The sequence below is a fragment of the Bradyrhizobium sp. 23AC genome, assembly GCF_054863025.1.
Window position 1 is genome coordinate 53,795 of sequence record NZ_JAVAYN010000020.1, and the last position, 21,926, is coordinate 75,720.

A 21,926-nucleotide genomic window follows, 5' to 3' on the forward strand; every position below is an offset into this window, starting at 1 on the left:
GCGTACTGGCGGCCCATTGAGTTAGATCAAGCCAACTCCGTTCATGGTCGGAGAACTACGGGCCCCGCGGCTTTGTTCTCCGGCCGGAGAACTACGGGCCTCCAACTGAGGCGGCCTTACTCTTCGTCCTGCATCGGAAACGGCTCGCGTCTTGCGACCGAGGAAGGTGTCAGGCTTCGGCATCCTCAGAAGCTCGTCCGCCTGTTGTCGGGCCTTCGCTAGCAGATCGCGGGCCTTTGCCGCAACTTTTGCTGAGACCATCGGCGCGATACACTTCGCGACTATCCGGCATGGCGACCTCCCGAACCCTTAACGGGCGCCAAGAATATTGGTTCAGACACCGTGAAGGGCAGATTAGGATGCTTCCTTAGGAACGCGAATCGCTGCACGGATTAATCCCCGAGAGACCTGCCCGACGACAGGTGGTCTCCTGCGAGAGAGCCCTAGCCGTCCCAGACAGCAGCTGGGGCTTTTCGTTGTCAACAGCAGAGGGGACACCCTTCCAGAAGCGGGAGCCGCTTCGTTTTCCTGGAACGTTTCCTCGCTTGCCGAGTTTTCCCGACGCCCTTCCCAAGGGTAACCCCAAGTCAAGTGGCCCCAGCTCACCCGCCCCCCTGCAGCTGGGGCCTTTTTGTCGGCCGTGGCGACGCTGTGAATTTCGTTGGGCACGTCGCCGTTCACCCAATAATGTACAGTTAGTCCAAGTATTCCTTGCGAAGGCGAACGCAATCGGGAAAAGTATGGAACGCGCGCCGGGGTTGCCGGCTGCGCCGAACGGCCTCGGCATCCGAGCCAGCCCCGGAGCTGCTTGAGGCCGTTTGCGCATCAAGATTGCCACTTGTTCCCGACTCGTAAAGTAAGCGGGAAACCTTATCTCCGGCCCATGCGTATGGCGCATGAGCTCTGCCTGGCTACTGCCAGCAAGCAGGTCCCGAACGGGCCGGACTGGATTCATGAGGTGAAGCACGACGGCTACCGGATGCTGATCATCCGGGAGAATGAGCGTCTGCGCCTCCTCTCTCGTAACGGCACCGACTGGACGAAGCGCTATCCCTGGATTGCCGGGGCAGCGCTGAAGAGCCGGCAAAAGAGCTTTGTGATCGATGGGGAGGCCGTGATCCTTGGGGTGGAACGGCGTCTCCGACTTCAACGCGCTGCACAGCCGCAAGCATGATCACGAAGTTCAGCTTTACGCCTTCGACATTCTTGCGATGGGGGCGACGACCTGCGGTCGCTGCCGCTCCACATGCGAAAAGCTTGCAGCAGCTACTAGCGCGCCAGCCGGGATTAGCGTGGCCCCTTTCGAGCGTGGCGAGATCGGGCCTGACCTATTCCGGGCAGCGTGCCGCATGGGCCTGGAAGGTTTGGTTTCCAAGCACCGCGATAGGACCCTATCGCGGTGGCCGACAGAAGCATTGGGTAAGGTGAAGAACCGTCTGCATTCAGCAATGGGACGGGAGCTTTAGAACCGAGCCACAGGCGCCGCTCTGATACGGCGCCCGCGGCCCGTACCGCGACCTTCCGCACGATCGGCGCGGCTGATGGACGTAGCGCACGGTCAACAACTTGGCGAAGATCTTAGCCCGCCATTAGCGAGAATCTGTCAGCTTGCGCTCGGGACGGGGCCTTGGGGGACATACGCGGCTCTGCTTAGAGGTGAAGGCTCGCCAGCTCCGGCGGGCCTTCCCTCACCTTGATGCATGCTAATCCTGCTGAAAATTGTGAACTGCATCATATTGCGTCCCAGAAATGCTGCGGTAGGGTCAGCGTCACCGGGGCTGGCTGAATTTTTCACTTAGATCTTTTCACCCGGCTTTTTTGACCATCGCTCTGGCCGCAGCAGTCGTCCCCTGCGTCCAATCCCCAAGTAGATTTGTTCTCCGCCGCAAGTTTTCCATTTTGGGTCGATCATTTTTCCGGCGTCCAAATCGCCATTGGAGACCTTTATGGCCAAAGAGCATTGCCTGATTGTTCGTGCTGCCGGGAAACAGCTTGACCTGCTACGGGGCGAAGCCTCCCGCATCGCAAAAGGAGCTAACGTCGCTTGGTGGACCGATCGAGCGGAGATCGGCACCAGGTTCTGCTTCGAAGATTCCAAATCGAAAGATTCATTTGCCCTCACCTGCGACGGGCTCGGCATCAGCTGCCAGGACGGCTAGCCCCAATGAAAAACCCGTCGACCTGGGAGCCGACGGGTTCTCTTTGACCTTGCGTGCCGTAGTCACCAATCTGCAATGATAGATTGTAGTGCAGTCCGGGTTAGCGCATCCCTCACGAGCGGGAGATCGACATCAAGGGCCAGATCACGCGCCAATCCCATGATGGGAGGGGCCTCCCGATGATCACGCGCTCCCTGCCCCTCTACGTGCGCAAGAACAGATGCTGCAGCTACTGGCTCGCCGGCCGGACGGATCATCATGGCGCCTTTCTCGGTTTGACGAGCAGGTCGACCGCGCGGCAAGCGTTGGATCTCCATCCGAGGTCAAAAGAGGATGATCCTGCCCCGACCAGGTTCTGAATTCTGCAAGCCGGTCCCTTGATCGAGCTTTGGCCACCTTTACTCTCATGCGAAAAAGCCCCGGCACGCGGGCTGACATGCCGTAGGGTGGGTTAGCACTGTGGGTGCGCAAAGCACGACCCGCAGGGCGTAACCCACCTCTTCTTTCTCTGCGGCAGCAGAAGCGGTGGGTTACGCTAAGCTAACCCACCCTACGAGGTGTGCGCGGTTGCGCCCCCTCTACCTTCCCGTCCAGACCGGCTTCCGCTTCTCGCTGAACGCCTTCAACCCTTCCTTGGCGTCCTCGGTCATCGCGAGCAGCGCGATCTGGCTTTCGGTGTAGGCGATGCTCTCGTCGAATGACATCGAGGCGATGGCGCGCATGGCGTATTTGCCGCGGCGGATCGCGGTCGGGGACTTGTCGACGATGCGGCCGATCAGCCAGTCGACCTTGGCATCGAGCTCGGCGGTGGGCACGACGTAGTTGAGCAGGCCCGCGGCTTGCGCCGCCTTCGCATCGAACGGCTCGCCGGTGAGTGCCCATTCGTTGACGAGGCGCGGCGGCGCGATGGTCTGCAGCAGGCTCAGCACCTGCATCGGGAACACGCCGACCTTCACCTCCGGCAGGCCGAAGACGACGTGATCGGCCGCGACCGCCATGTCGGTCATGCAGAGCAGGCCCATCCCGCCGGCCATGCAGACGCCGCCGACCCGCGCAATCGCCGGCTTGGTGGCGTTCTGTGACAAACGTAACAGATCGGCATAGTCAACATTTGGTTTGGAATGATCCATCGCGAAAGCCGCGCCGGAATTCTGCAGATCGGCGCCCGCGCAGAACGCCTTGTCGCCCGCGCCCGTCAGCACGATGACGCGGACGTCCTTGTCGTCGTGCGCGTCGCGATAGCCTTTGGTGATGCCGGCGATGACCTCGCCGTTCAGCGCGTTACGTTTCTCCGGCCGGTTGATGGTGATCCAGAACGCCTGCCCGCGCTTCTCTGTGATGATTGCTGTGGTGTCGGTCATGATACGCTCGCTTCCTTGCCATCCGTTTTGCAGCCATTTGCGGCAGGACGGGCGGCGCGCGCAAGGGCAATTTGCAACGCCGTGTCACCATAGCGTGTGGGCGCAAATTCGGTTGGCGATTGAATTGCGGGTGACTGCCGTTATCTTGGCTGGAGATTTTGATCACCGATGAGCCATTTCATGCGTGCCGCGATGATTTCATTGCTGACAGGCTTGCTCGCACTGAGCGCAGCGCCCGCAAGCCACGCGGCCGATGCCGCGAAACTGGCGCTGGTGATCGGCAACGCGAGATATCCCGACAACGAGTTCGTGCTGAACGAGGTCGCCAACGACGCCCAGGACGTCACCGAAGAATTGAAGCGCGACGGTTTCGTCGTCGACCGCCAGAACAATCTCACGGCCGACGCCATGCGGCAGGTGCTGGATCGCTTCTATGCCCGGATCGAACGCGGCGCGGTGGCGCTGATCTTCTTCGACGGTTTTGCCATCCAGTCCAACCGGCAGACCTATTTGCTTCCGGTCGACGCGCAGATCTGGACGGAGCCGGATGTGGCGCGCGACGGCTTCAGCCTTGATGCGATCCTCGCGGAGATGAACACGCGCGGCGCCGCGATCAAGATCGCGCTGATCGACGCCTCGCGCCGCAACCCGTTCGAGCGACGTTTCCGCCGCTATTCGGCGGGCCTTGCGCCGGCGATCGCGCCGAGCAATTCGCTCGTGCTCTACTCCGCCGCGCTCGGTGCGGTCGCGGCCAGCGGCAAGACTGAGCACGGCCTGTTCGTCGCCGAACTGCTGCGCGAGATGCGCGCGCCGAACATCAGCGCCGAGCAGGCCCTGACCAACACCAAGAACGGCGTCGTCGCCGCCACCAAGCGCGAGCAGGTGCCGTGGCTGTCGTCCTCGCTGACCACGGAATTCTCGTTCGCAGGTTCAGTGACGCGGCCGCCCGACACCAAAGCCGGCGACCCGATCAAGCCGGAGCCCCAGAAACCCGAACCGCAGAAACCGGTCTGCGAGGTGGCGCAGGCAGAGCCGCCCCCGAGCGCCGACGATCTCGCCAGGGATCCGATCATCGCCGATCTCAGCCGCAAGATCGCGGCGAATGCCAATGACGTCGCCTCGCGCTACAAGCGCGGCCAGGTCTATGCGATCAAGCGCGCCTACGCGCTCGCCATGCAGGATTTCGACGTCATGATTCGTCGCAATCCTGGGGATGGCGAGGCGCTCAACAATCGCTGCTGGACGCGCGCGGCGACCGGCGATCTGCAGGGTGCGCTCGCCGACTGCAATCTGGCGCTCCAGGTCGATCCCGGATTGAGCGATGCGCTCGACAGCCGCGGGCTCGTCAACCTCAAGCTCGGCCGGACCACTGAGGCGATCAAGGACTACACCGACGCGATCCAGCGCAACCCGCGCTCGTCATCGTCGCTGTTCGGCCGCGGCATCGCCACCCGCAAGAACGGCGGCGACGGCGCCACCGATATCGCGCAGGCAAAGTCCATGAACCCAAACATTGCGAAGGAGTTCGCGGGCTACGGCGTCACCGAGTGCAGCCCCTAAGCGGTCGCAGCCTTCCTGATCCAGACCTTGTTGTCGTGGAACGCGGCCCCGCCGATCGGCGCCACGGCTTCGGCTCCGGTCAGCATGTTGATGCCGCGGCCGCCGATGTGGTTCTTGTTGGGATGAACGGACTCGGCGATCAGGACGCCGCGCCGCACGCCGTCGAACAGCGTCGCCACCAGCGTGGTCTCGCCGCGGGGATTGCCGAGCGTCACCGCATCGCCATCGGCGATGTCGAGCGCGGCGGCATCCAGCGGATGGATCATCACGCTGGCCTTGCCCTCGCGCGCCTGCGAGGACGGCGTCTCGTTGAAGGTGGTGTTGAGGAAGCTGCGCGAGGGGCTGGTCGCAAGCCGGAACGGATGGGCCTGGTCGGTGTGCTCGATCACCGCCCAATGGTCCGGCAGCGACGGCATCTTGTCGAAATCGCCCATGGTCACGCCGAACGGCGGGTGCGCCCAATCGGCTTTGAAGTGGAATTTCCCGTCAGCATGGGCAAAGCCATCGAGATAATGCGAAGTGCGGAAGTCCGGTTGCAGGTCGCGCCAGATGTCGGCTTCGAGGCCGCCGATGTCGCCGTGGTTGCTCAGCCTCAAGGTCGCGTCGATCAGTTCGCGCGGCGTCATCTCGAAACCCTGATGCCTGGCACCGAGCCGCGGCGCCAGCGCCTGCAACACCTCGTGGTTGGAACGGCATTCGCCGGGCGGATCGATCAGCTTGGGACCGACCGAGATGTGCTGATGGCCGCCGCCGTAATAGAGATCGTCATGCTCCATGAACATGGTCGCCGGCAGCACGATGTCGGCCATCTGCGCCGTCTCGGTCAGGAACTGCTCGTGCACTGCGACGAACAGATCCTCGCGTGCAAAGCCCTGCCTGACCAGCGCCTGCTCGGGCGCCACCGTCATCGGATTGGTGTTCTGGATCAGCATCGCCTTGACTGGCCCCTTGCCGCGCAGGGCCTCGGCATCGCCGGTGAGGATACGGCCGATCTTGGACTGGTCGAGCGCACGGATGCTCTGGTCGATGGCGTCGTGGCCCTCGATGATGGATTCGTTGAAATGCCACAGCGCGTAATTGTTGAAGAAGGCCCCGCCGCCCTCATACTGCCAGGCGCCAGTCACCGCGGGAATGCAATTTGCCGCGTGCATCTGCGTCGCGCCGTTGCGGCTGCGCGTAAAGCCGTAGCCAAAGCGGAAGAAGGTGCGCTTGGTCTCGCCAACCGCCTTCGCGAAGGCTTCGATTTCGGCCACCGGGACGCCTGAAATCGCGGACGCCCACTCCGGCGTGCGCGTCTCCAGATGCGCTTCGAGCTCGGCGGGGCAGTCGGTGTATTTGTCCAGATAGGCGCGGTCGGCATAGCCGTCGCGGAACAGGACATGCATGACGCCGCAGGCAAAGGCGCCGTCGGTGCCGGGCCGCAGGATGATCTTGATATCAGCCTGCTTCATGGTCTCGTTGTCGTAGATGTCGACCGCCGCGATCTTCGCGCCGCGCTCTTTGCGCGCGCGGGAGGCGTGCGTCATCACGTTGACCTGGGTGTTGACGGGATTGGTGCCCCAGATCACGACGAGGTCGGACAGCGCCATCTCGCGCGGGTCGACGCCGGCGATCTTGCCGGTGCCAATCGCAAAGCCGATGCGCGCGACATTGGCGCAGATGGTCTGATAAAAGCGCGAATATTTCTTCACATGCGTGAGACGATTAAGGCCGTCGCGCATCACGAGACCCATCGTGCCGGCGTAATAATAAGGCCAGATCGATTCCGCGCCGAACTCGCGTTCGGCTTGATTGAAGCGATGCCCGATCTCGTCCAGCGCCTCGTCCCAGGAGATGCGCGCGAATTGCCCCGAGCCCTTCGGCCCAATGCGGCGCATCGGAAACGTGACCCGCTCGGGGTGATGGATGCGCTCAGCGTAACGGGCGACCTTGGCGCAGACGACGCCGGCCGTGTAGGTCTGCTTTTTCGAACCGCGGACACGGCCGATGCTGCGGCCTTCGATCACCTCGACATCGAGGGCACAGGCCGAGGGGCAATCATGCGGACAGGTCGAATGGCGGATTTCGATTTTGGCGTGCTGGTTCATGTCCCAGTTCGTAACACCAAAATACCAGCCAGCCGAGCGCATTTATCCGGCACGGCCCATGCGATTTGCTCAAAGCGCGCCCGCCGCGGGTTCCTGCTGCAAGCGCGAAGGCGGCGCGGTCACACCGAAACCGCCCGATATTCCCTGATACGATCGGCTTTGTGAGCCGTCGACAGTCCGCATTCCCTGCCGCTACAGTGCCGGCCAACAAGAACGATATCAGGGAGGTGGGCATGATCGCCCGAAGATCCGTGCTGGCATTGGCGGCCGGCCTGCTTGCCGCATTCCCGGCTGCCCCCTCATTCGCACAGGATTATCCCAGCCATTCGGTCCGTATCGTCGTGCCGTTCGGCGCGGGCGGGCCGGCCGACGTCGCGGCCCGGCTGATCGGCAACGTGCTCCAGGAGAGTTTTGGTCAGCCCTTCGTGGTCGAGAACCGCACCGGCGCCGGCGGCGTCATCGGCACCGTGGAAGCTGTGAAGTCGCCGGCCGACGGCTACACGCTGCTGATGATGTCCAACACCCAAACCGCGAATGAATCGCTGCTGACGGCGGACAAACGCAAATACGAGCTGATGCGCGACCTCGCGCCGATCGCGCCGGTGAATTATTCCGATCTCGTCATCGTGGTGAACCCGCAAGTCCCGGCGAAGACGCTGGCCGAGTTCATCGCGCTCGCCAAGGCGCAGCCGGGCAAGCTGAATTACGCCTCCTCGGGCCAGGGCACGCCCTACCACATGGCCGGCGAGCTGTTCAAAGCCATGGCCGGCATCGATGTCGTGCACGTTCCCTATCGCAACAGCGGCGAGGCGCGCAGCGGCGTGATCGGAGGACAGGTGCAGATAATGATCGACGCGGTGCCGGCGATGGCGCCGAACATCGGCGAAAATCAAGTCCGCGCGCTCGCCACGACCGGCAAGCAGCGTTCGACCGTGCTGCCGAACGTGCCGACGGCAGGCGAAGCCGGTGTAGCAGGCTACGAGGCGACGATCTGGCTCGGCCTGATGGCGCCCGCAGGAACACCCAAGCCCGTGATCGACAAGCTCAATGCTGCCGTCAACGCAATGGTGAAGCGGCCCGACATCGTCAAGCTCTGGACAGAACAGGGCGCCGTGCCCATGTCGATGACGCCGGAACAGTTCGACAAATTCCTGCGCGGCGACATCGAGAAATGGGCCGACGTCGTCAAGAAGTTCGACAAGTCCTGAGGCCGTACTGCTCATGCCCTCCGTTCAATTCCGCCTCAATGGCGCAGCGATCGCCGTGGACGCTGATCCAGACCAGATGCTGCTCGATGTGCTGCGCGGCCGACTCGGCGCCACGGGCGCGCATTTCGGCTGCGGCGCCAATGAGTGCGGCGCATGTTACGTCATGGTCGATGGCCGTGCGATGGCTTCCTGCGACATGCCGATGTGGTCGGTCGCTGACAAGGACGTCGTCACGGTGGAAGGCCTCGGGACGGTGGAGCAGCCGCATCCGCTGCAACGCGCCTTCATCGCCGAACAGGCGATGCAGTGCGGCTACTGCGTCGCGGGAATTCTCGTCAGCGCGGCGGCGCTGCTGAAGCGCAATCCGTCACCGACGGAGGCCGAGGTCAGAGCTGCGCTGGATCGCAATCTGTGCCGCTGCGGGTCGCACAACCGCATGGTCCGCGCCGTCCTGCGTGCGGCGGCAGAGATGGCGGCATCATGAGCACGTCGTCCCCTGCCCCAAAACTGCCGGTCAGCCTCGTGGCCAATCCCAGGCTGTCGTCATGGGTAAGGTTCACCGATGACGGCCGTGTGGCGATCTCGCCCGGCAAGGTCGAGATCGGCCAGGGCATCGTCACGGCGCTGGCGCAGATCGCGGCGGACGAGCTCGACGTCGAGATCGTCCGGATCGCGATGATTCGCGCTTCGACGGTCGCCAGCCCGAATGAAGGTGTTACCTCGGGCAGTCTCTCGATCCAACAGTCCGGCCGCGCGCTGCGCCAGGTCTGTGCCGAGGTGCGCCAGCGCTTCCTTCGTGCGGCATCGGAACGTCTCGGCGTCGATGCCGCGCTGCTCGATATCGATGACGGCACCATCTCGGGTCCCGGCAATGTCAGAACCAGCTATTGGGAGTTAATGGACGAGGTCTCGCTCGACCACGACGCAACCGCAGGCCCGACAGCGAAGAGTGCCGCCCGGCGCACCGTCGCCGGCCATTCGGTCCAGCGTGTCGACATTCCCGACAAGGTGTTCGCGCGGCCGCGTTTTATCCACGACCTTGCGCTGCCGGGACTGGTGCACGGACGGGTGCTGCGGCCGGATATCTCGGGCGCCAAATTGATCGCACTGAATGAGGAGGCTGCACGCGCCGTCCCCGGCCTCGTTGCGATCGTCCGCGACGGCGACTTTGCCGGCGTCGTTGCCGACAACGAGGCGGCGGCGGACGCCGCGCTCAAGGCCTTGCGCAAGGGCGCGACATGGTCGGCCGGCGAGCCGCTGCCGGATGAAGACGATCTGGCGGGCTTTTTGAAGAGCCAGCCGGTCGAGAGCACCATCATCGACAGCAGGATGGCGGAGCCGACGGGCAAACCCGCCCAAACCCTCCGCCGGCAATACACCCGCCCCTACATCGCCCACGCCTCGATCGCGCCGTCCTGCGCCATCGCACAATGGGAGGGCGATCGTGTCCATGTCTGGACGCATAGCCAGGGCGTCTACCTGCTGCGCGCCGATCTCGCGATCGTGCTCAAGCTGCCGGTCGAAAACATCGTCGTCGAGCACATCGAGGGCGCCGGCTGCTACGGACACAATGCGGCCGATGACGTCGCGCTGGATGCCGTGCTGCTGGCGAAGGCGGTCGGTGGCCGTCCGGTGCGCGTGCAGTGGTCACGCCACGACGAGATGTCCCACGCGCCCTTTGGGGCGGCGATGGCCATCGAGATCGAGGCCGATCTCGACGCAGGCAACGAGATCGCCGGCTGGCGCCATGCGATCTGGAGCAACGGCCATGCAGCAAGGCCGGGACGCGCCGCGCAGCCGGCGCTGCTCGCCGCAACTGAGATCGCAAATCCCTATCCCCGCATGATCTCGACAAACCCGCCAGCTGCCAATGGCGGCGGCGGCGACCGCAACTCCGTCCCGCTCTATGACTTCCCGGCCTGGACGATCACGAGCCACCGGCTGCTGACCATGCCGGTGCGGACCTCGGCGCTGCGGACGCTTGGCGGGCAAGGCAACGTGTTCGCCATCGAGTCCCTGCTCGACGAGATCGCAGCCCTGCGCGGCGAAGATCCGATCGCGTTCCGCCTGCGGTATCTGCGTGACGAGCGGGCCAGGGACGTCATCCGCGCCGCGGCGCGACGTGCCGGATGGAAGCCGCAGAAGCGATCGGGCATCGGTCACGGCGTCGGCTTTGCCCGCTACAAGAACACGGGCGCCTATTGCGCCGCGATTGCCGAGATCGAGGGCACCGACGACATCCGCGTCAAGCGGCTGACGCTGGCAGTCGACGTCGGCGAGGCCATCAATCCGGACGGCGTGATCAACCAGATCGAGGGCGGCGCGATCCAGGCCACGAGCTGGGTGCTGAAGGAGCGCGTCCGCTTCGACCGCACCGGCATCACCTCGACATCATGGACGGACTATCCGATCCTGACCTTCAGCGAGGTACCGGCAGTCGATGTCGAGATCATCCAGCGACCGGAGATCGAGCCGGTCGGCGCCGGCGAAGCCGCCCACGGCCCGGTGACGGCGGCGATCGCGAATGCGGTTCATGATTGCCTCGGCGTGCGCGTGCGCGACTTGCCGATCACGCGCGACAACATCATTGCAGCGATGGAGCGTGCGCCTTGACGACAGTGAACGTTTTGAGCGGAGGCGCGGCACAAGGCCTGGTGCGCGGCGTCACCGAGGCTTTCAAGGCGCAAACCGGCCTCGGTATCGACGGCGAGTTTGGCGCGGTCGGCGTGATGGCGGACAAGCTGCGCGCAAGCACGCCGGCCGATCTCGTGATCCTGACGCAGGCACTGCTTGCGAGGCTGGCCGAAGAGAAGCTCGTCGTCCCCTCTTCGATCACGGATGTCGGCCGGGTCGAGACCGCGCTGGCGGTGCGCAGCCGCGATGCCAAAGTGACGGTGAAGACCGAGGCCGATCTGCGCGAGGTACTGCGCAGCGCCGATGCGATCTACGTCCCTAACACCAAAGCCTCGACCGCGGGACAGCATGTCGCAAAAGTGCTGGACCAGCTCGGCATCGCCTATGAAGTTGCATCGCGCCTCAAGATCTTTCCGAACGGTGCAACCGCGATGCGGGAGCTCGCGGCGTCCGCGGCGACGCGGCCGATCGGATGCACGCAGGCGACCGAGATCATCGCGACAGACGGCATTGCACTGTCAGGGGCGCTGCCTCCCGGCTGCGAACTCGTGACGATGTACACGGCCGGCGTGACCGCGAGGGCAGCGCATCCGAAAGAGGCGGCTGCGCTGATCGCGTTGCTGACCGGCGCAGATCGGCAGGACCTGCGCCGGCGCGCCGGCTTTACCGGCTAGAGCCGATGACGCCCTATTTGTGCAGCTGGGTGAGGCCTGTCGGCGGACCGTCGACGGCCGTCCAGCCGCCATCGACGAACATCGTGCTGCCGCTGACATAGCTCGCGGCGTCCGAAGCGAGGTAGGCCACGGCAGTCGCGACCTCGTCGGCGCTGCTCCAGCGGTTGAACACGGTATGGCCGGCGTAGAGATTATAGATGTCAGGCCGCTGCTTGAACGGGCCGGTCAGCGCGGTTTCGGCGATGCTCGGCGCGATCGCGTTGACGCGCACGCCGGCATGGCCGACCTCGGAGGCAAAGCCCTTCACCAGCAAGCCGATTGCCGCCTTGGTCGAGCCGTAGACGCCGAGGCCCGGCTCGATGGTCACAGCGCGCACCGACGAGCAGGCGATGATGCTGCCGCCCTTTTGCGCGACCATGATGCGGCCGAAGGCCTGGAAGAACCACACCGTGCCCTTGACGTTGAGGTTGAGGACACGGTCGAGATCCTCCTCGGTGTAGTCGAGGATGGTCTTGCGGATGTTGAGCCCGGGCGTCGTCACCGCGATGTCGAGCCGCGTGAATTTCTGCATCACCGTTTTGGCCAGCGCGTTGACGTCCGCAGCGCTCGCGGCGTCACAGCTGGCTGCTTCGGCCCAGCCGCCCCTGTCGCGAATGCCGGCGGCGGTCGCCTCCGCGGCGTCAAGCGCGCGATCGGCGCAGACAACGCGGGCCCCGAGCCCAGCCAGCGCCTCGGCCGACGATTTGCCGATGCCCGATGCGGCGCCGAGCACCACGGCCGTCTTGCCGGTGAGATCAAAGAGCTTGCGATAGTCAGTCACTGATAGCTTCTCCTGTAGCTGCTAGCCCTTGTAACCCATCAGCAGGCGGGGCAGCCACAGCGAGAATGCAGGGACGTAGGTCACGAACATCAGTGCTGCGATCAGCGCGGCGTAGAACGGCAGGATGGTGCGCATCACCGCGCCCACCGAAATGCCGCCGATGGCGCAGCCCACGAACTGCGTGGTTCCGACCGGCGGGGTGTTCAGCCCGAGGGCGCAATTGATCAGCATCAGCATGCCGAACTGCACCGGATCCATGCCCGCTTTCATCGCGATCGGCAGGAAGATCGGGGTGCAGATCAGAATGGTCGCAGCCATGTCCATGAACGTGCCGAGCACGAACAGGATGACGTTGATGAGCAGGAAGATGACCCAGGGCTGCGTAGAGACCTTGCTCATCAGGTCGCCGGCAAGGTCGGCTACCTCGTAGAGCCCCATCAGGTACTGGAACATGGTGGAGACACCGATCAGCAGCAGCACCACGCCCGTCGTCTTCACCGCCTTGGCGGCAGCGCGCAGGAAGTTGCTCCAGGTCATGGTGCGGTAGATGAAGAACGTCAGCAGCATCGTGTAGGTGACAGCGACGGCTGCAGATTCGGTAGCCGTGAAGACGCCGGACAGGATGCCTGCCAGGATGATGCCGACGATCAAAAGGCCCGGCAGCGCGGCCGCGAGCGAGCGGAAAACCTCGGCCCAGCCCGGGAACTTGCCGGCCGGATAACCGCGCTTCACGGCAACGCCATAAGCGGCGACCAGCATGCACGCCATCAACACGATTGCCGGCAGGAGGCCCGCGGCGATCAGCGCGCCGATCGATACCTTGCCCCCGGCTGCCAGGGCATAAATGATCATGTTGTGGCTGGTCGGCATCAGCGCGCCCACCAGCGAGGCGTGGGTCGTGACATTGACGGCATAGTCGGTGTCGAACCCCTCCTTCTTCATCATCGGGATCATCACCGCGCCCATTGCCGACACGTCGGCCACGGGTGATCCGGAGACGCCGCCGAACAGGGTGCAGGCGACCACGTTCGACATGCCGAGCCCGCCGCGGATGTGACCGACGAGATTTTTCGCGAGCTGTACGATCTTGTCGGCGACGCCGCCATGCAGCATCAGCTCACCGCTGAAGACGAAGAACGGGATGGCAAGGAACGAGAAGATGTTCATCCCCGACATCATCTGCTGGAAGATGACGGCGACCGGCAGACCTTCGTAGAGGATGGTGCAGATCGCCGAAAGACCGATCGCGAAGGCAACCGGAACGCCGAGGATCAGGAAGCCGAAAAACGTGGCGCCGAGGATGATCAGTTCCATGAGGGGACGACCTCTTCGCCGCGCAGGAGAGCAATGATGTGCTCGATCGAAAAGGAGACGATCAGGACGCCGGAAGCGATCAGCGGGACGTAGCGGATGACCTCGGGGAGGCCGAGATTGGGGATCTTCACGGTCCCCACGGATGCCCCGAGAATCCAGCCATTATAGGCCATCGCGACGCCAAACGCGGCCACCAGGACGTGAATGACGAGCTCGATCTTCTCTCGCGCGTGGTCGGGCAGCATCACCAGCAGACTGTCCATTCCGATGTGTCCGGCATCGCGCACGCCGACGGCGGCGCCGATCAGCGTGACATACAGGATGAGAACCAGCGCAAGGTTCTCCGTCCAGGTCGGGCTCGAATTGAGCACGTACCGGCCGAACACCTGGTAGAACACGACGGTGACGATGAGGAGCAATCCGCTCACGGACAGATACATGCCCGCGCGCGCGACGACGGCATTGACGCGCGACAGCAAGCCGGTCGCCGGGCGTGCGGCGACCGCCCCCTGCTCGTGGTCTGCGACATGTGGGTCTGTCATTCCCGCGTCTCCTTGCAAGGGTCCGGGTCGCCATGCGGCGACGCCGGACCCCAGGCTGTGGTGTTACTTCGTGTCCTGGATACGCTTGACGAGGCCCTGCAGCTTCTCGTCACCGGCGAACTTCTGGTACACCGGCTTCATCGCGTCGACGAATTCCGCCTTGTTGGCGATCGTCACGACCTGAACGCCGGCGGCCTCGACCGTCTTGCGGGACGCCTGCTCACGCTCGTCCCAGAGCTTGCGCATGACCGGCACCGATTCCTTGGCCGCCTCGCGGACCATGGCCTGATCCTCCTTGCTCAGCGTGTCCCAGACCTTCTTGGACATCACCAGAACTTCGGGCGCCAGGGAGTGCTCGGTGATGTTGTAGAACTTGGCGGCCTCGAAGTGGCGCGAGGACTCGTAGGAAGGCCAGTTGTTTTCGGCGGCATCCACCAGGCCGGTCTTGAGCGCGGTATAGACCTCGCCATACGGCATCGGCGTCGGGTTGGCGCCAAGGCTCTGGATCATGCCGACCCACAAATCGGACTGCTGGACGCGAATCTTGAGGCCCTTGAGGTCCGCGAGCGACTTGACCGGCGCCTTCACGGTGTAAATGGACCGGGCGCCGCTATCGTAATAGGCAAGGCCGACCAGGCCCGCCGGCTCCATCGCGGCCAGGATCTCATCGCCGATCGGCCCGTCGAGGACGGTGCGCATGTGCTGCGTGTCCCGGAAGACGAAAGGCAGGCACAACGCGATGGTTTCCGGCACGAAATTGTTGAGCGGCGATGCGTTGATCCGCATCATGTCGAGCGCGCCGATCTTGAGTTGCTCGATGGTGTCCTTCTCGGAGCCCAGGGCTCCGTTTGGAAACACCTTCACGCCGAGCTTGCCGCCGCTCGCCGCCGCGAGCTGCTTGCCCATGAACTTGACGGCCTCGACGGTCGGATAATCGGCCGGATGGATGTCGGCGGAGCGGAAGTCGCGTGCGGTCGCCAGCGGCGCTGAGAGCACCAATGCAACGGCTGCGATGATACCGGTGAGTGTCTTCATCTGGGCTTCCTCCTGGGTTGATTATGTCGTTGTCGGCAGGCTGCAGGCCGCCTTGGGTCGCTCCCCTTCAGGTGTGAAGTCAAGCGCCAATGTCGTCCCTAGGGCGCGCGGCATTCCATGTCCAAGCCAAATCCGGCATTGATCGATGCAGCAGTTGCATCGATCAATCTGGCGCAATTCGCCTCGTTGTGGAAGCCGGCGGACGGCTTGCGTCGCCGGCACGTGACTTGACGCGACCAAGAGAGGCCCCTCAAGATGTCCGAAACAGCGGACAATTTCGAAGGAATGCCCATGCCGCGGAAGCTGATCGATATCTCGGTGCCGCTCAGAAACGACGTGACGGCCGATCCGCCGGGCAACCATCCGACCATCCAATACATCGATCACCAGCAGGGCCTGCCGCGCATGCTGCAGTTTTTCGACGGCCTCAAGGCGCAGGATTTGCCCGATGGCCAGGGCTGGGCCGTCGAGCAGGTCTCGCTGTCGACCCATAACGGCACGCATCTCGATGCGCCCTGGCATTTCCATCCGACCATGAACCGCGGCGAGCGGTCATGGACGATCGACGAGGTGCCGCTGGAATGGTGTTTTCAGCCCGGCGTGAAGCTCGACTTCCGGCATCTGCCCGACGGCTACGTGGCGAGTGCTGAGGACGTCGAGACGGAACTGAAGCGCATCGGGCACACGCTGTCGCCGCTGGAGATCGTGGTCGTCAACACCGGCGCCGGCGCCAAATTCGGCAAGGCCGACTACGTCAATTCCGGCTGCGGCATGGGCTATGAAGCCACGATGTATCTGCTCGAACGCGGCGTGCGGCTGACCGGCACCGACGGCTGGAGCTGGGACGCGCCGTTCCTCTACACCGCGAAAAAATATGCAGAAACAAAAGATGCCGGCCTGATCTGGGAAGGCCACAAGGCGGGACGGCACATCGGCTATTGCCATCTCGAGAAGCTGCACAATCTCGACCAGCTGCCCTCGACCGGCTTCACGGTCTCATGCTTTCCGGTGAAGATCGAACGCGCCTCGGCGGGCTGGACCCGCGCGGTTGCGATCATCGAGGATTAAGACGGCGCGACTACTCGCCGTCGAGGCCGCTCTCGGCGAGTTCGCGCAGCGCGTCCGTATCGAGCACGACGATGGCGCCGTGCTCGAGGCGAACCCAGTTGCGGCCGGCCCAGGCGCGCAATTGCTTGTTGATGCTCTCGCGCGTCATCCCCACCATCTCGCTGATCTCCTGCTGCGTGATGGCGAGCGTGCCGCTGCCGGAGTCGAATTTGCGCTCCTCGGTGAGACCGAGCAGTGCGCTCGCCAACCGGCCCGGCAGATTCTGCAGGATGACCTGTTCGACCTGCTGGCTGGTCCAGCGCAGACGGGCGCAGAGCAGCTCGATGAATTTCATCGCCAGCGCCGGCTGGCTCTTCACGAACGGGAGGAAGTCCCGGCGATCGATGATGTAGAGCTCGCAATTGGTGTTGGCGGTCGCATCGGCTGACCTCGGAGCGCCGTCGAGCACCGCGATCTCGCCGAAGATTTCTCCGGGACCGATCAGATTGAGAATGGCGTTCCGTCCGTCGGGCGACGAGGAGGAAATCTTCACTGTCCCCGTGATCACCGCGAACAGATTGTTGCCGGGATCGCCCTTGGCAGCGATCGTCGCGCCGCGCTTCACGGTGGTGTGCTTGGCGTAGCGGCAAAGCTGATCGAGCGCTTCCGGCTCCAGATCCGCGAAGATCGGGTGCTTGCGCAGGACCGATAGTTTGTTGCCCGCCGACTGTCGGGGGTCGCCGGTCTTGTCCTGAGGCACGCCGCGGGGCTCCTAAGACTGCGAGGCACTGAGGTTCCTGCGTAGTCAACGTTATCAGGCTTTTCAACCGGAAAGCACCCGCGCGTTTTGTGGCAAATGCCGCGAAAAGGCCGCGTTCAAGCCGAAAGCCTGCATCCGAAGGCTGCGCCGATGCGGTCCGGTCGATGCAGAGTTGCAGGCAGCGCAAGCCGCGCTTGCGTTGAGGCGCTGGCGACGGCCACGCCGGCCGAGCGTCGGCTGTTGGCGCGTCTGAGCGCATCAAGACCTCAGGAGGTCAGCGCTTGGCATCCGGACCGAGCCGGCCTGCACTGGTTTGCCGGTCTGCCCAGGCCAGAGCTACGGCGAATGCGACGAAGATCGCGACGACGACAATGGTCACCAGCAACGCGTCAGCAGGCATTATCCCCTCCCAATAGTCTGGGGCATTATTTTGCTGCAGCAGGCCGGCGTCATTGATCGAGATCAAAAACGTCGGGGGCGTTGCGGACGGGCTATCAGGCTGCGGCCAGCGCCTCGGCACGGGCTGGATCGAGCAGGCTGATGCCGCCGTGAATGATCTCGATCACGCCGTGACGCTCCAGCTTGGTGAAGGTGCGACTGACGGTTTCGATGGTCAGGCCGAGATAGTCGGCGATGTCCTGACGGCTCATCGGAAGCGGGACCGTGTCGGACAGCCCCTTGAGCGCGACCTGCCTTTCCCGCCAGCCGAGCAGGAAGGTCGCGACCTTCTCGTCGGCGGAGCGGCGGCCGAGCAGGACCATATGGTCGCGGGCCTGGCTCAATTCGCGGATGGCCAGCTCGTTGATCCGCCTGAGCAGCTGCGGCCGGTCCTCGATGAAGCGGCCGAAGGGCGCTTTGGCAAACTGGCACACGGTCACCGCGCCGATCGCATCGGCCGAAAAATTGTGCCGGCCGGAGATGTTCATCCCCAGGAAATCGCCGGGCAAGGCAAAACCGACGATCTGCCGCCGGCCGTCGGGCAGCAGCTTGTACAGCCGCATGACGCCTTCGAGGAGATTGTAGAACGAGGTGGTCATGTCCTCCTCGGAGAACACGGTCTCGCCGGAGTCAAAATGAACGCGGCGTCCGAGATGCTCGAATTCCCTGAGCTCGGCCGCATCGAGCGACGAACAAACCGCCGCTCCGCGTACGGCGCAATCGCTGCAAAAATGCCCGTTCGGCTCAATCGTGACCACGGAAGGCTTCATTCACCGCTCCCCGCGCCGGCTGCTCCCGACACCGGGCCGAGTCCACCGCGCAGGTGCATTTTACTGCACTGCGCCAGAGCCAATTGACAGAGATCAAACTTGAGTGGCATCCCCGTCATATTCTGCTTGCAGAGTTCGACGGGAATCACTGTCCATGCTGCAAGCCGCCCTGCGTCACGGCCTGATCGGGCTGCTTCTGCTTACGCCTGCTCTGGCGGCCCCGACCGCCGAACAACGCGGCAAGGCCTTCGCACGGGCGAATTGCGCACGCTGTCACGCGATCGACCGCGTCTCCCACAGCCCGCTCGAGGGCGCGCCTCCGCTGCGCACGCTGCACCGGCGTTATCCGATCGAGACCCTTGGTGAGGCGCTGGCCGAAGGGATCTACACCGGTCACGACGACATGCCGGCCTTCGAGCTCAGTCCGGACCAGATCCACGATCTCCTGTCCTACCTGAAGACGCTGGAATAGACGGCGTCACACTGCCTGCACGCTCCACCCGATCAGCTCCTTGGCGATGCGGGCAAAGGCTGCATCGAAGGCGGCGACTGCAGCGGCCGGCTCGACCTTGTCGAGCTTTTCGCTGGTCTCGACCAGGCGGGATGCCACCACCTTGCCGTTCTTGTCGACGATCCGCGCCGACAATTCGATCTCCACCCGTGTCTCGCCCTCCGTGGCGATCCGAAAGCGCCTGATGTCGATCAGGAGCTGGTAATCCGCCTGACCGAGGTCGCTCGTGCGCAGCGGGGCGTGGGCGATGTCGTAATTCTCAAAACTGTCGATCAGGCGCGCCTGCACCAATTTCGGAATGCTGTCGGCCCAGAGAAAGTCGGCAAAGCCCGGCCTGTCCCCGACGGGCGCGAACAGCATGCGCTGGGTCTGCAGCATTGCCACCGCGGTCGGCTCGGGAATGGCCAGGGAGGCGGAGAGCGTCTTGCCGGCCGGCCCGAGATTTTTCGGCGTGCGCAGGTCGTAGGTGATTTTCTGCGCAGGCGTCCCACCGCCGGTCATCTTCTCCAGGCCCGCAATGATGCCGTCGAGCTTGCCGGTGTTGCGCGCCAGGCCGTCGGAGAACGTCTTGAAATTCGCGATGGTGTCCTTCAGCGGGCCGGAATTGTCCTGAAGCACCATGTCGACCCGCCGCAGCGCATCGCGCGCCGCCTGCGTCATGCTCTGGCCGGCGCCGGCCTCCGCAATCAAGGTCACGGGCTCGCCTGCCTTGGCGACGATCGCGCCGCCCTCCAACGTCACCACCGGCACGCCGGTCAGGCCCTGGAATTCGAGGCCGACCCTGGTGTCGGAGCGCACCGGCGTGGCGGTCGCAACCGAGATCGTCGCATTGACGAAGCGCGGGTTATCCGGCGCGAGCCCGAGCTGGCTCACCTCACCGACACGGATGCCATTGAACAGCACGCCGGCGCCGACCAGAAGGCCCGGGACCGGCCCCTGGAATTGCACGTGGTAGTTCGTGCGCGGCCCGATGCCGCCGGTGTTGTTCAGCCAATAGACGAAGCCGAACACCGCGAGGATCGCGGCCAGCACGAAACTGCCGATCAGCACGTAGGGAGCGCGGGTTTCCATGTCTCATCTCATCTCGTGTTGCAGCATCTGCGAGCGCTTGCCGTGGAAATAGGCGCGCACCCAGGGATGCTCGGATTGCAGCAATTCGCGCATCGGGCCGATCGCGACGATCTTGCCGTCGGCGAGCGCGGCGACGCGGTCGCAGACCGTGGTCAGGCTGGCAAGATCGTGGGTCACCATGAACACGGTCAGCCCCAGCGTCTTTTGCAGCGTCGTGATCAGCGCGTCGAAATCGCCGGCGGCGATCGGATCGAGGCCGGAGGTCGGCTCGTCCAGGAACAGGATCGGCGGATCGAGCGCGAGTGCGCGTGCCAGCGCCACGCGCTTGGTCATGCCGCCCGACAGCTCCGCCGGATATTTGTCGGCGTCCTGGGCGCGCAAGCCGACCATCTCGAGCTTGGCTATCGCGATCTCGTCCATCAGCTCCTGCGACAGGACGAGATTTTCGCGTAAGGGAAACTGGACGTTCTGGCGGACCGTCAGCGACGAGAACAGCGCGCCCTGCTGGAACAGGATGCCCCATGTCGTGGCTGCGCCGCGGCCGTGGCCGCCGGTGGGCTGGCCCATGACCTCGATGGTCCCGCCCTGGCGCGGGATGAGGCCGATGATGGTGCGCATCAGCACCGACTTGCCGCCGCCGGACGCCCCCACCAGCCCGAGGATCTCGCCGCGGCGGACGTCGAGCGACAGATGATCGAGCACGGTCTGGCGCCCGAATCCGACCACGAGGTCACGGACGCGGATCGCGAACTCGTCCAGCGATACGTCCATCGTCACATTCCGATCGAGGCAAAGAAGATCGCGAACAGGCCGTCGAGCACGATCACCAGGAAGATCGACTTCACCACCGACGTCGTGGTCTGCCGTCCGAGCGATTCCGCGCTGCCCTTGACGCGCAAGCCCTCGCTGCAGGCGACGATCCCGATCACCAGCGCCATGAACGGTGCCTTCAGGATGCCCACCTCGAAATGGGTGACGGAGATGGCCTCATGCAGCCGCGCGATGTAGATCGCCGGGCCCATGTCGCCGTAGAACTGCGCGACCAGACCGCCGCCATAGAGCGCGGCGATCGATCCGATGAAGGTGAGGATCGGCAGCGCAATGACGAGGGCCGCAACGCGCGGCAGGATCAGGACGTCGACGGGATCGAGCCCCATGGTCGAGAGCGCGTCGATCTCCTCGCGCATCTTCATCGAGCCGAGCTCGGCGGTGTAGGCGCTTCCCGACCGGCCCGCGACCATGATGGCGACGATCAGCACGCCGAGCTCACGCAGCACCAGGATGCCGACCATATCGACGGTGTAGGACTCCGCGCCGAACCTGCGGAAGTGGAAGAAGCCCTGCTGCGCGATGATGGCGCCGATCAGGAAGGTGATCAGCGCGACGATGGGGATCGCCTGCCACCCGATGCGGTAGAGCTGATAAACCAGCGAGGTCAGCCGCAGCGAACGCGGCCGGCGCAGCACGCCTATCACGGCCATGAACAATGCGCCGAGCATCTGGAGGAAGATCGTGACGTCTTCCCGCGCGTCGGCCGTGGACTTGCCGAGATCGCCCAGCCTCGCCAGCACCGGATTGGGCGCAGCCGTCGGGGCCGGCGTGTGGCGGTTGACCTGGCGCACCTCATCCAGCAGCCCGCTGAAATGATCGGCGACGCCGACGAATTCGGCCGATCTGCCCGATGTTGCGGCCCTGCGCGACAGCTTTTCCAGGACCCAGGCACCGAGCGTGTCGAGCGCACTAACGCCCGACATGTCCAGGGTGACGACGCGCGAGCGATCGACGTCGGCACCAACCGAGCGGGACAATGTCTCCAGCGTGACCACATTCGCGGCGGTCCAGGGCCCTTCAGGGCGCAGGTTCAGCGCGTCGCCGGACGGCGTCGCGAGCAACAGCGGTTCGTGGTTCACGCTTCCACCTCATCGGGACAATCGG

General features: G+C 64.3%; 21 protein-coding genes. 9 read left to right on the forward strand and 12 right to left on the reverse strand.

The window, feature by feature from the left end:
* The first annotated feature begins 889 nt into the window (after positions 1 to 889).
* Both RAD10_RS33265 and RAD10_RS33270 read left to right on the forward strand, forming a co-directional pair.
* Positions 890 to 1,174, forward strand: coding sequence for an ATP-dependent DNA ligase (locus tag RAD10_RS33265; RefSeq protein ID WP_461620726.1), 285 nt, complete (start codon positions 890 to 892; stop codon positions 1,172 to 1,174).
* Between the two features lie 772 nt (positions 1,175 to 1,946).
* Positions 1,947 to 2,159 (forward strand): hypothetical protein, encoded by a 213-nt coding sequence (locus RAD10_RS33270; RefSeq protein WP_092257747.1) that lies wholly within the window; start codon positions 1,947 to 1,949, stop codon positions 2,157 to 2,159.
* 578 nt (positions 2,160 to 2,737) lie between these two features.
* On the opposite strand, the gene RAD10_RS33275 is transcribed toward RAD10_RS33270, so the two are convergent.
* A complete protein-coding gene (locus RAD10_RS33275; RefSeq protein WP_461620727.1) occupies positions 2,738 to 3,520 on the reverse strand; it encodes an enoyl-CoA hydratase/isomerase family protein in 783 nt (260 codons plus the stop codon).
* A gap of 168 nt (positions 3,521 to 3,688) precedes the next feature.
* Between RAD10_RS33275 and RAD10_RS33280 the strand changes: the two genes are divergently transcribed.
* On the forward strand, positions 3,689 to 5,080 hold the full coding sequence (locus tag RAD10_RS33280; RefSeq protein WP_461620728.1) for a caspase family protein: 1,392 nt from the start codon (positions 3,689 to 3,691) through the stop codon (positions 5,078 to 5,080).
* On the opposite strand, the gene RAD10_RS33285 is transcribed toward RAD10_RS33280, so the two are convergent.
* Positions 5,077 to 7,167 carry a molybdopterin oxidoreductase family protein gene (locus tag RAD10_RS33285; RefSeq protein WP_461620729.1) on the reverse strand — a complete coding sequence of 697 codons (2,091 nt, stop codon included), beginning with the start codon at positions 7,165 to 7,167 and terminating at the stop codon, positions 5,077 to 5,079. The two genes, RAD10_RS33280 and RAD10_RS33285, sit on opposite strands and share 4 nt — an antisense overlap.
* Before the next feature lie 233 nt (positions 7,168 to 7,400).
* Between RAD10_RS33285 and RAD10_RS33290 the strand changes: the two genes are divergently transcribed.
* The 4 genes from RAD10_RS33290 to RAD10_RS33305 are packed head-to-tail and all read left to right on the forward strand — an operon-like array spanning position 7,401 to position 11,683.
* The gene (locus tag RAD10_RS33290) at positions 7,401 to 8,375 is read left to right on the forward strand and encodes a tripartite tricarboxylate transporter substrate binding protein (protein ID WP_461620730.1); all 975 of its coding nucleotides are present in this window, start codon (positions 7,401 to 7,403) and stop codon (positions 8,373 to 8,375) included.
* A gap of 13 nt (positions 8,376 to 8,388) precedes the next feature.
* On the forward strand, positions 8,389 to 8,859 hold the full coding sequence (locus tag RAD10_RS33295; RefSeq protein WP_461620731.1) for a (2Fe-2S)-binding protein: 471 nt from the start codon (positions 8,389 to 8,391) through the stop codon (positions 8,857 to 8,859).
* Positions 8,856 to 10,988: a xanthine dehydrogenase family protein molybdopterin-binding subunit gene (locus RAD10_RS33300; protein ID WP_461620732.1), complete on the forward strand. Its 2,133-nt coding sequence runs from the start codon at positions 8,856 to 8,858 to the stop codon at positions 10,986 to 10,988. The genes RAD10_RS33295 and RAD10_RS33300 overlap by 4 nt, the downstream gene beginning before the upstream one ends.
* A complete protein-coding gene (locus RAD10_RS33305; protein WP_461620733.1) occupies positions 10,985 to 11,683 on the forward strand; it encodes a molybdate ABC transporter substrate-binding protein in 699 nt (232 codons plus the stop codon). Before RAD10_RS33300 ends, RAD10_RS33305 begins: the two co-directional genes overlap by 4 nt.
* 13 nt (positions 11,684 to 11,696) lie before the next feature.
* Here the strand turns inward: RAD10_RS33305 and RAD10_RS33310 are convergent, their stop codons facing one another.
* From RAD10_RS33310 to RAD10_RS33325, 4 genes are all read right to left on the reverse strand, one after another.
* The gene (locus RAD10_RS33310; RefSeq protein WP_461620734.1) at positions 11,697 to 12,503 is read right to left on the reverse strand and encodes an SDR family NAD(P)-dependent oxidoreductase; all 807 of its coding nucleotides are present in this window, start codon (positions 12,501 to 12,503) and stop codon (positions 11,697 to 11,699) included.
* Between the two features lie 21 nt (positions 12,504 to 12,524).
* Positions 12,525 to 13,817, reverse strand: a complete 1,293-nt coding sequence (locus RAD10_RS33315; protein WP_028142561.1) for a TRAP transporter large permease — start codon at positions 13,815 to 13,817, stop codon at positions 12,525 to 12,527.
* A complete protein-coding gene (locus RAD10_RS33320; protein WP_461620735.1) occupies positions 13,808 to 14,359 on the reverse strand; it encodes a TRAP transporter small permease in 552 nt (183 codons plus the stop codon). The genes RAD10_RS33315 and RAD10_RS33320 overlap by 10 nt, the downstream gene beginning before the upstream one ends.
* Positions 14,360 to 14,422: 63 nt before the next feature.
* A complete protein-coding gene (locus RAD10_RS33325) occupies positions 14,423 to 15,394 on the reverse strand; it encodes a TRAP transporter substrate-binding protein (RefSeq protein WP_461620736.1) in 972 nt (323 codons plus the stop codon).
* 291 nt (positions 15,395 to 15,685) lie between these two features.
* On the opposite strand from RAD10_RS33325, the gene RAD10_RS33330 reads away from it, so the two are divergent.
* Complete coding sequence (locus RAD10_RS33330) at positions 15,686 to 16,462, forward strand: cyclase family protein (RefSeq protein WP_461620737.1); 777 nt, start codon at positions 15,686 to 15,688, stop codon at positions 16,460 to 16,462.
* A gap of 10 nt (positions 16,463 to 16,472) precedes the next feature.
* Here RAD10_RS33330 and RAD10_RS33335 read toward each other — a convergent pair whose 3' ends face one another.
* From RAD10_RS33335 to RAD10_RS33345, 3 genes are all read right to left on the reverse strand, one after another.
* Entirely contained in the window at positions 16,473 to 17,201 is a 729-nt protein-coding gene (locus RAD10_RS33335) for a Crp/Fnr family transcriptional regulator (protein ID WP_028142565.1), read from the reverse strand.
* Positions 17,202 to 17,475: 274 nt separating this feature from the next.
* Positions 17,476 to 17,601, reverse strand: a complete 126-nt coding sequence (locus RAD10_RS33340) for a hypothetical protein (protein WP_461620738.1) — start codon at positions 17,599 to 17,601, stop codon at positions 17,476 to 17,478.
* Positions 17,602 to 17,695: 94 nt separating this feature from the next.
* Positions 17,696 to 18,409 (reverse strand): helix-turn-helix domain-containing protein, encoded by a 714-nt coding sequence (locus tag RAD10_RS33345; RefSeq protein ID WP_461620739.1) that lies wholly within the window; start codon positions 18,407 to 18,409, stop codon positions 17,696 to 17,698.
* Between the two features lie 154 nt (positions 18,410 to 18,563).
* Between RAD10_RS33345 and RAD10_RS33350 the strand changes: the two genes are divergently transcribed.
* Positions 18,564 to 18,881, forward strand: coding sequence for a c-type cytochrome (locus tag RAD10_RS33350; protein WP_461620740.1), 318 nt, complete (start codon positions 18,564 to 18,566; stop codon positions 18,879 to 18,881).
* Between the two features lie 6 nt (positions 18,882 to 18,887).
* Here the strand turns inward: RAD10_RS33350 and RAD10_RS33355 are convergent, their stop codons facing one another.
* From RAD10_RS33355 to RAD10_RS33365, 3 genes are read right to left on the reverse strand one after another with little or no spacing between them, the layout of a single operon-like run.
* Positions 18,888 to 19,991 carry an ABC-type transport auxiliary lipoprotein family protein gene (locus RAD10_RS33355; protein ID WP_461620741.1) on the reverse strand — a complete coding sequence of 368 codons (1,104 nt, stop codon included), beginning with the start codon at positions 19,989 to 19,991 and terminating at the stop codon, positions 18,888 to 18,890.
* Positions 19,992 to 19,994: 3 nt separating this feature from the next.
* The gene (locus tag RAD10_RS33360; protein WP_461620742.1) at positions 19,995 to 20,762 is read right to left on the reverse strand and encodes an ABC transporter ATP-binding protein; all 768 of its coding nucleotides are present in this window, start codon (positions 20,760 to 20,762) and stop codon (positions 19,995 to 19,997) included.
* A 2-nt stretch (positions 20,763 to 20,764) separates the two neighbouring features.
* The gene (locus RAD10_RS33365; protein ID WP_461620743.1) at positions 20,765 to 21,901 is read right to left on the reverse strand and encodes an ABC transporter permease; all 1,137 of its coding nucleotides are present in this window, start codon (positions 21,899 to 21,901) and stop codon (positions 20,765 to 20,767) included.
* Positions 21,902 to 21,926 lie beyond the last annotated feature (25 nt).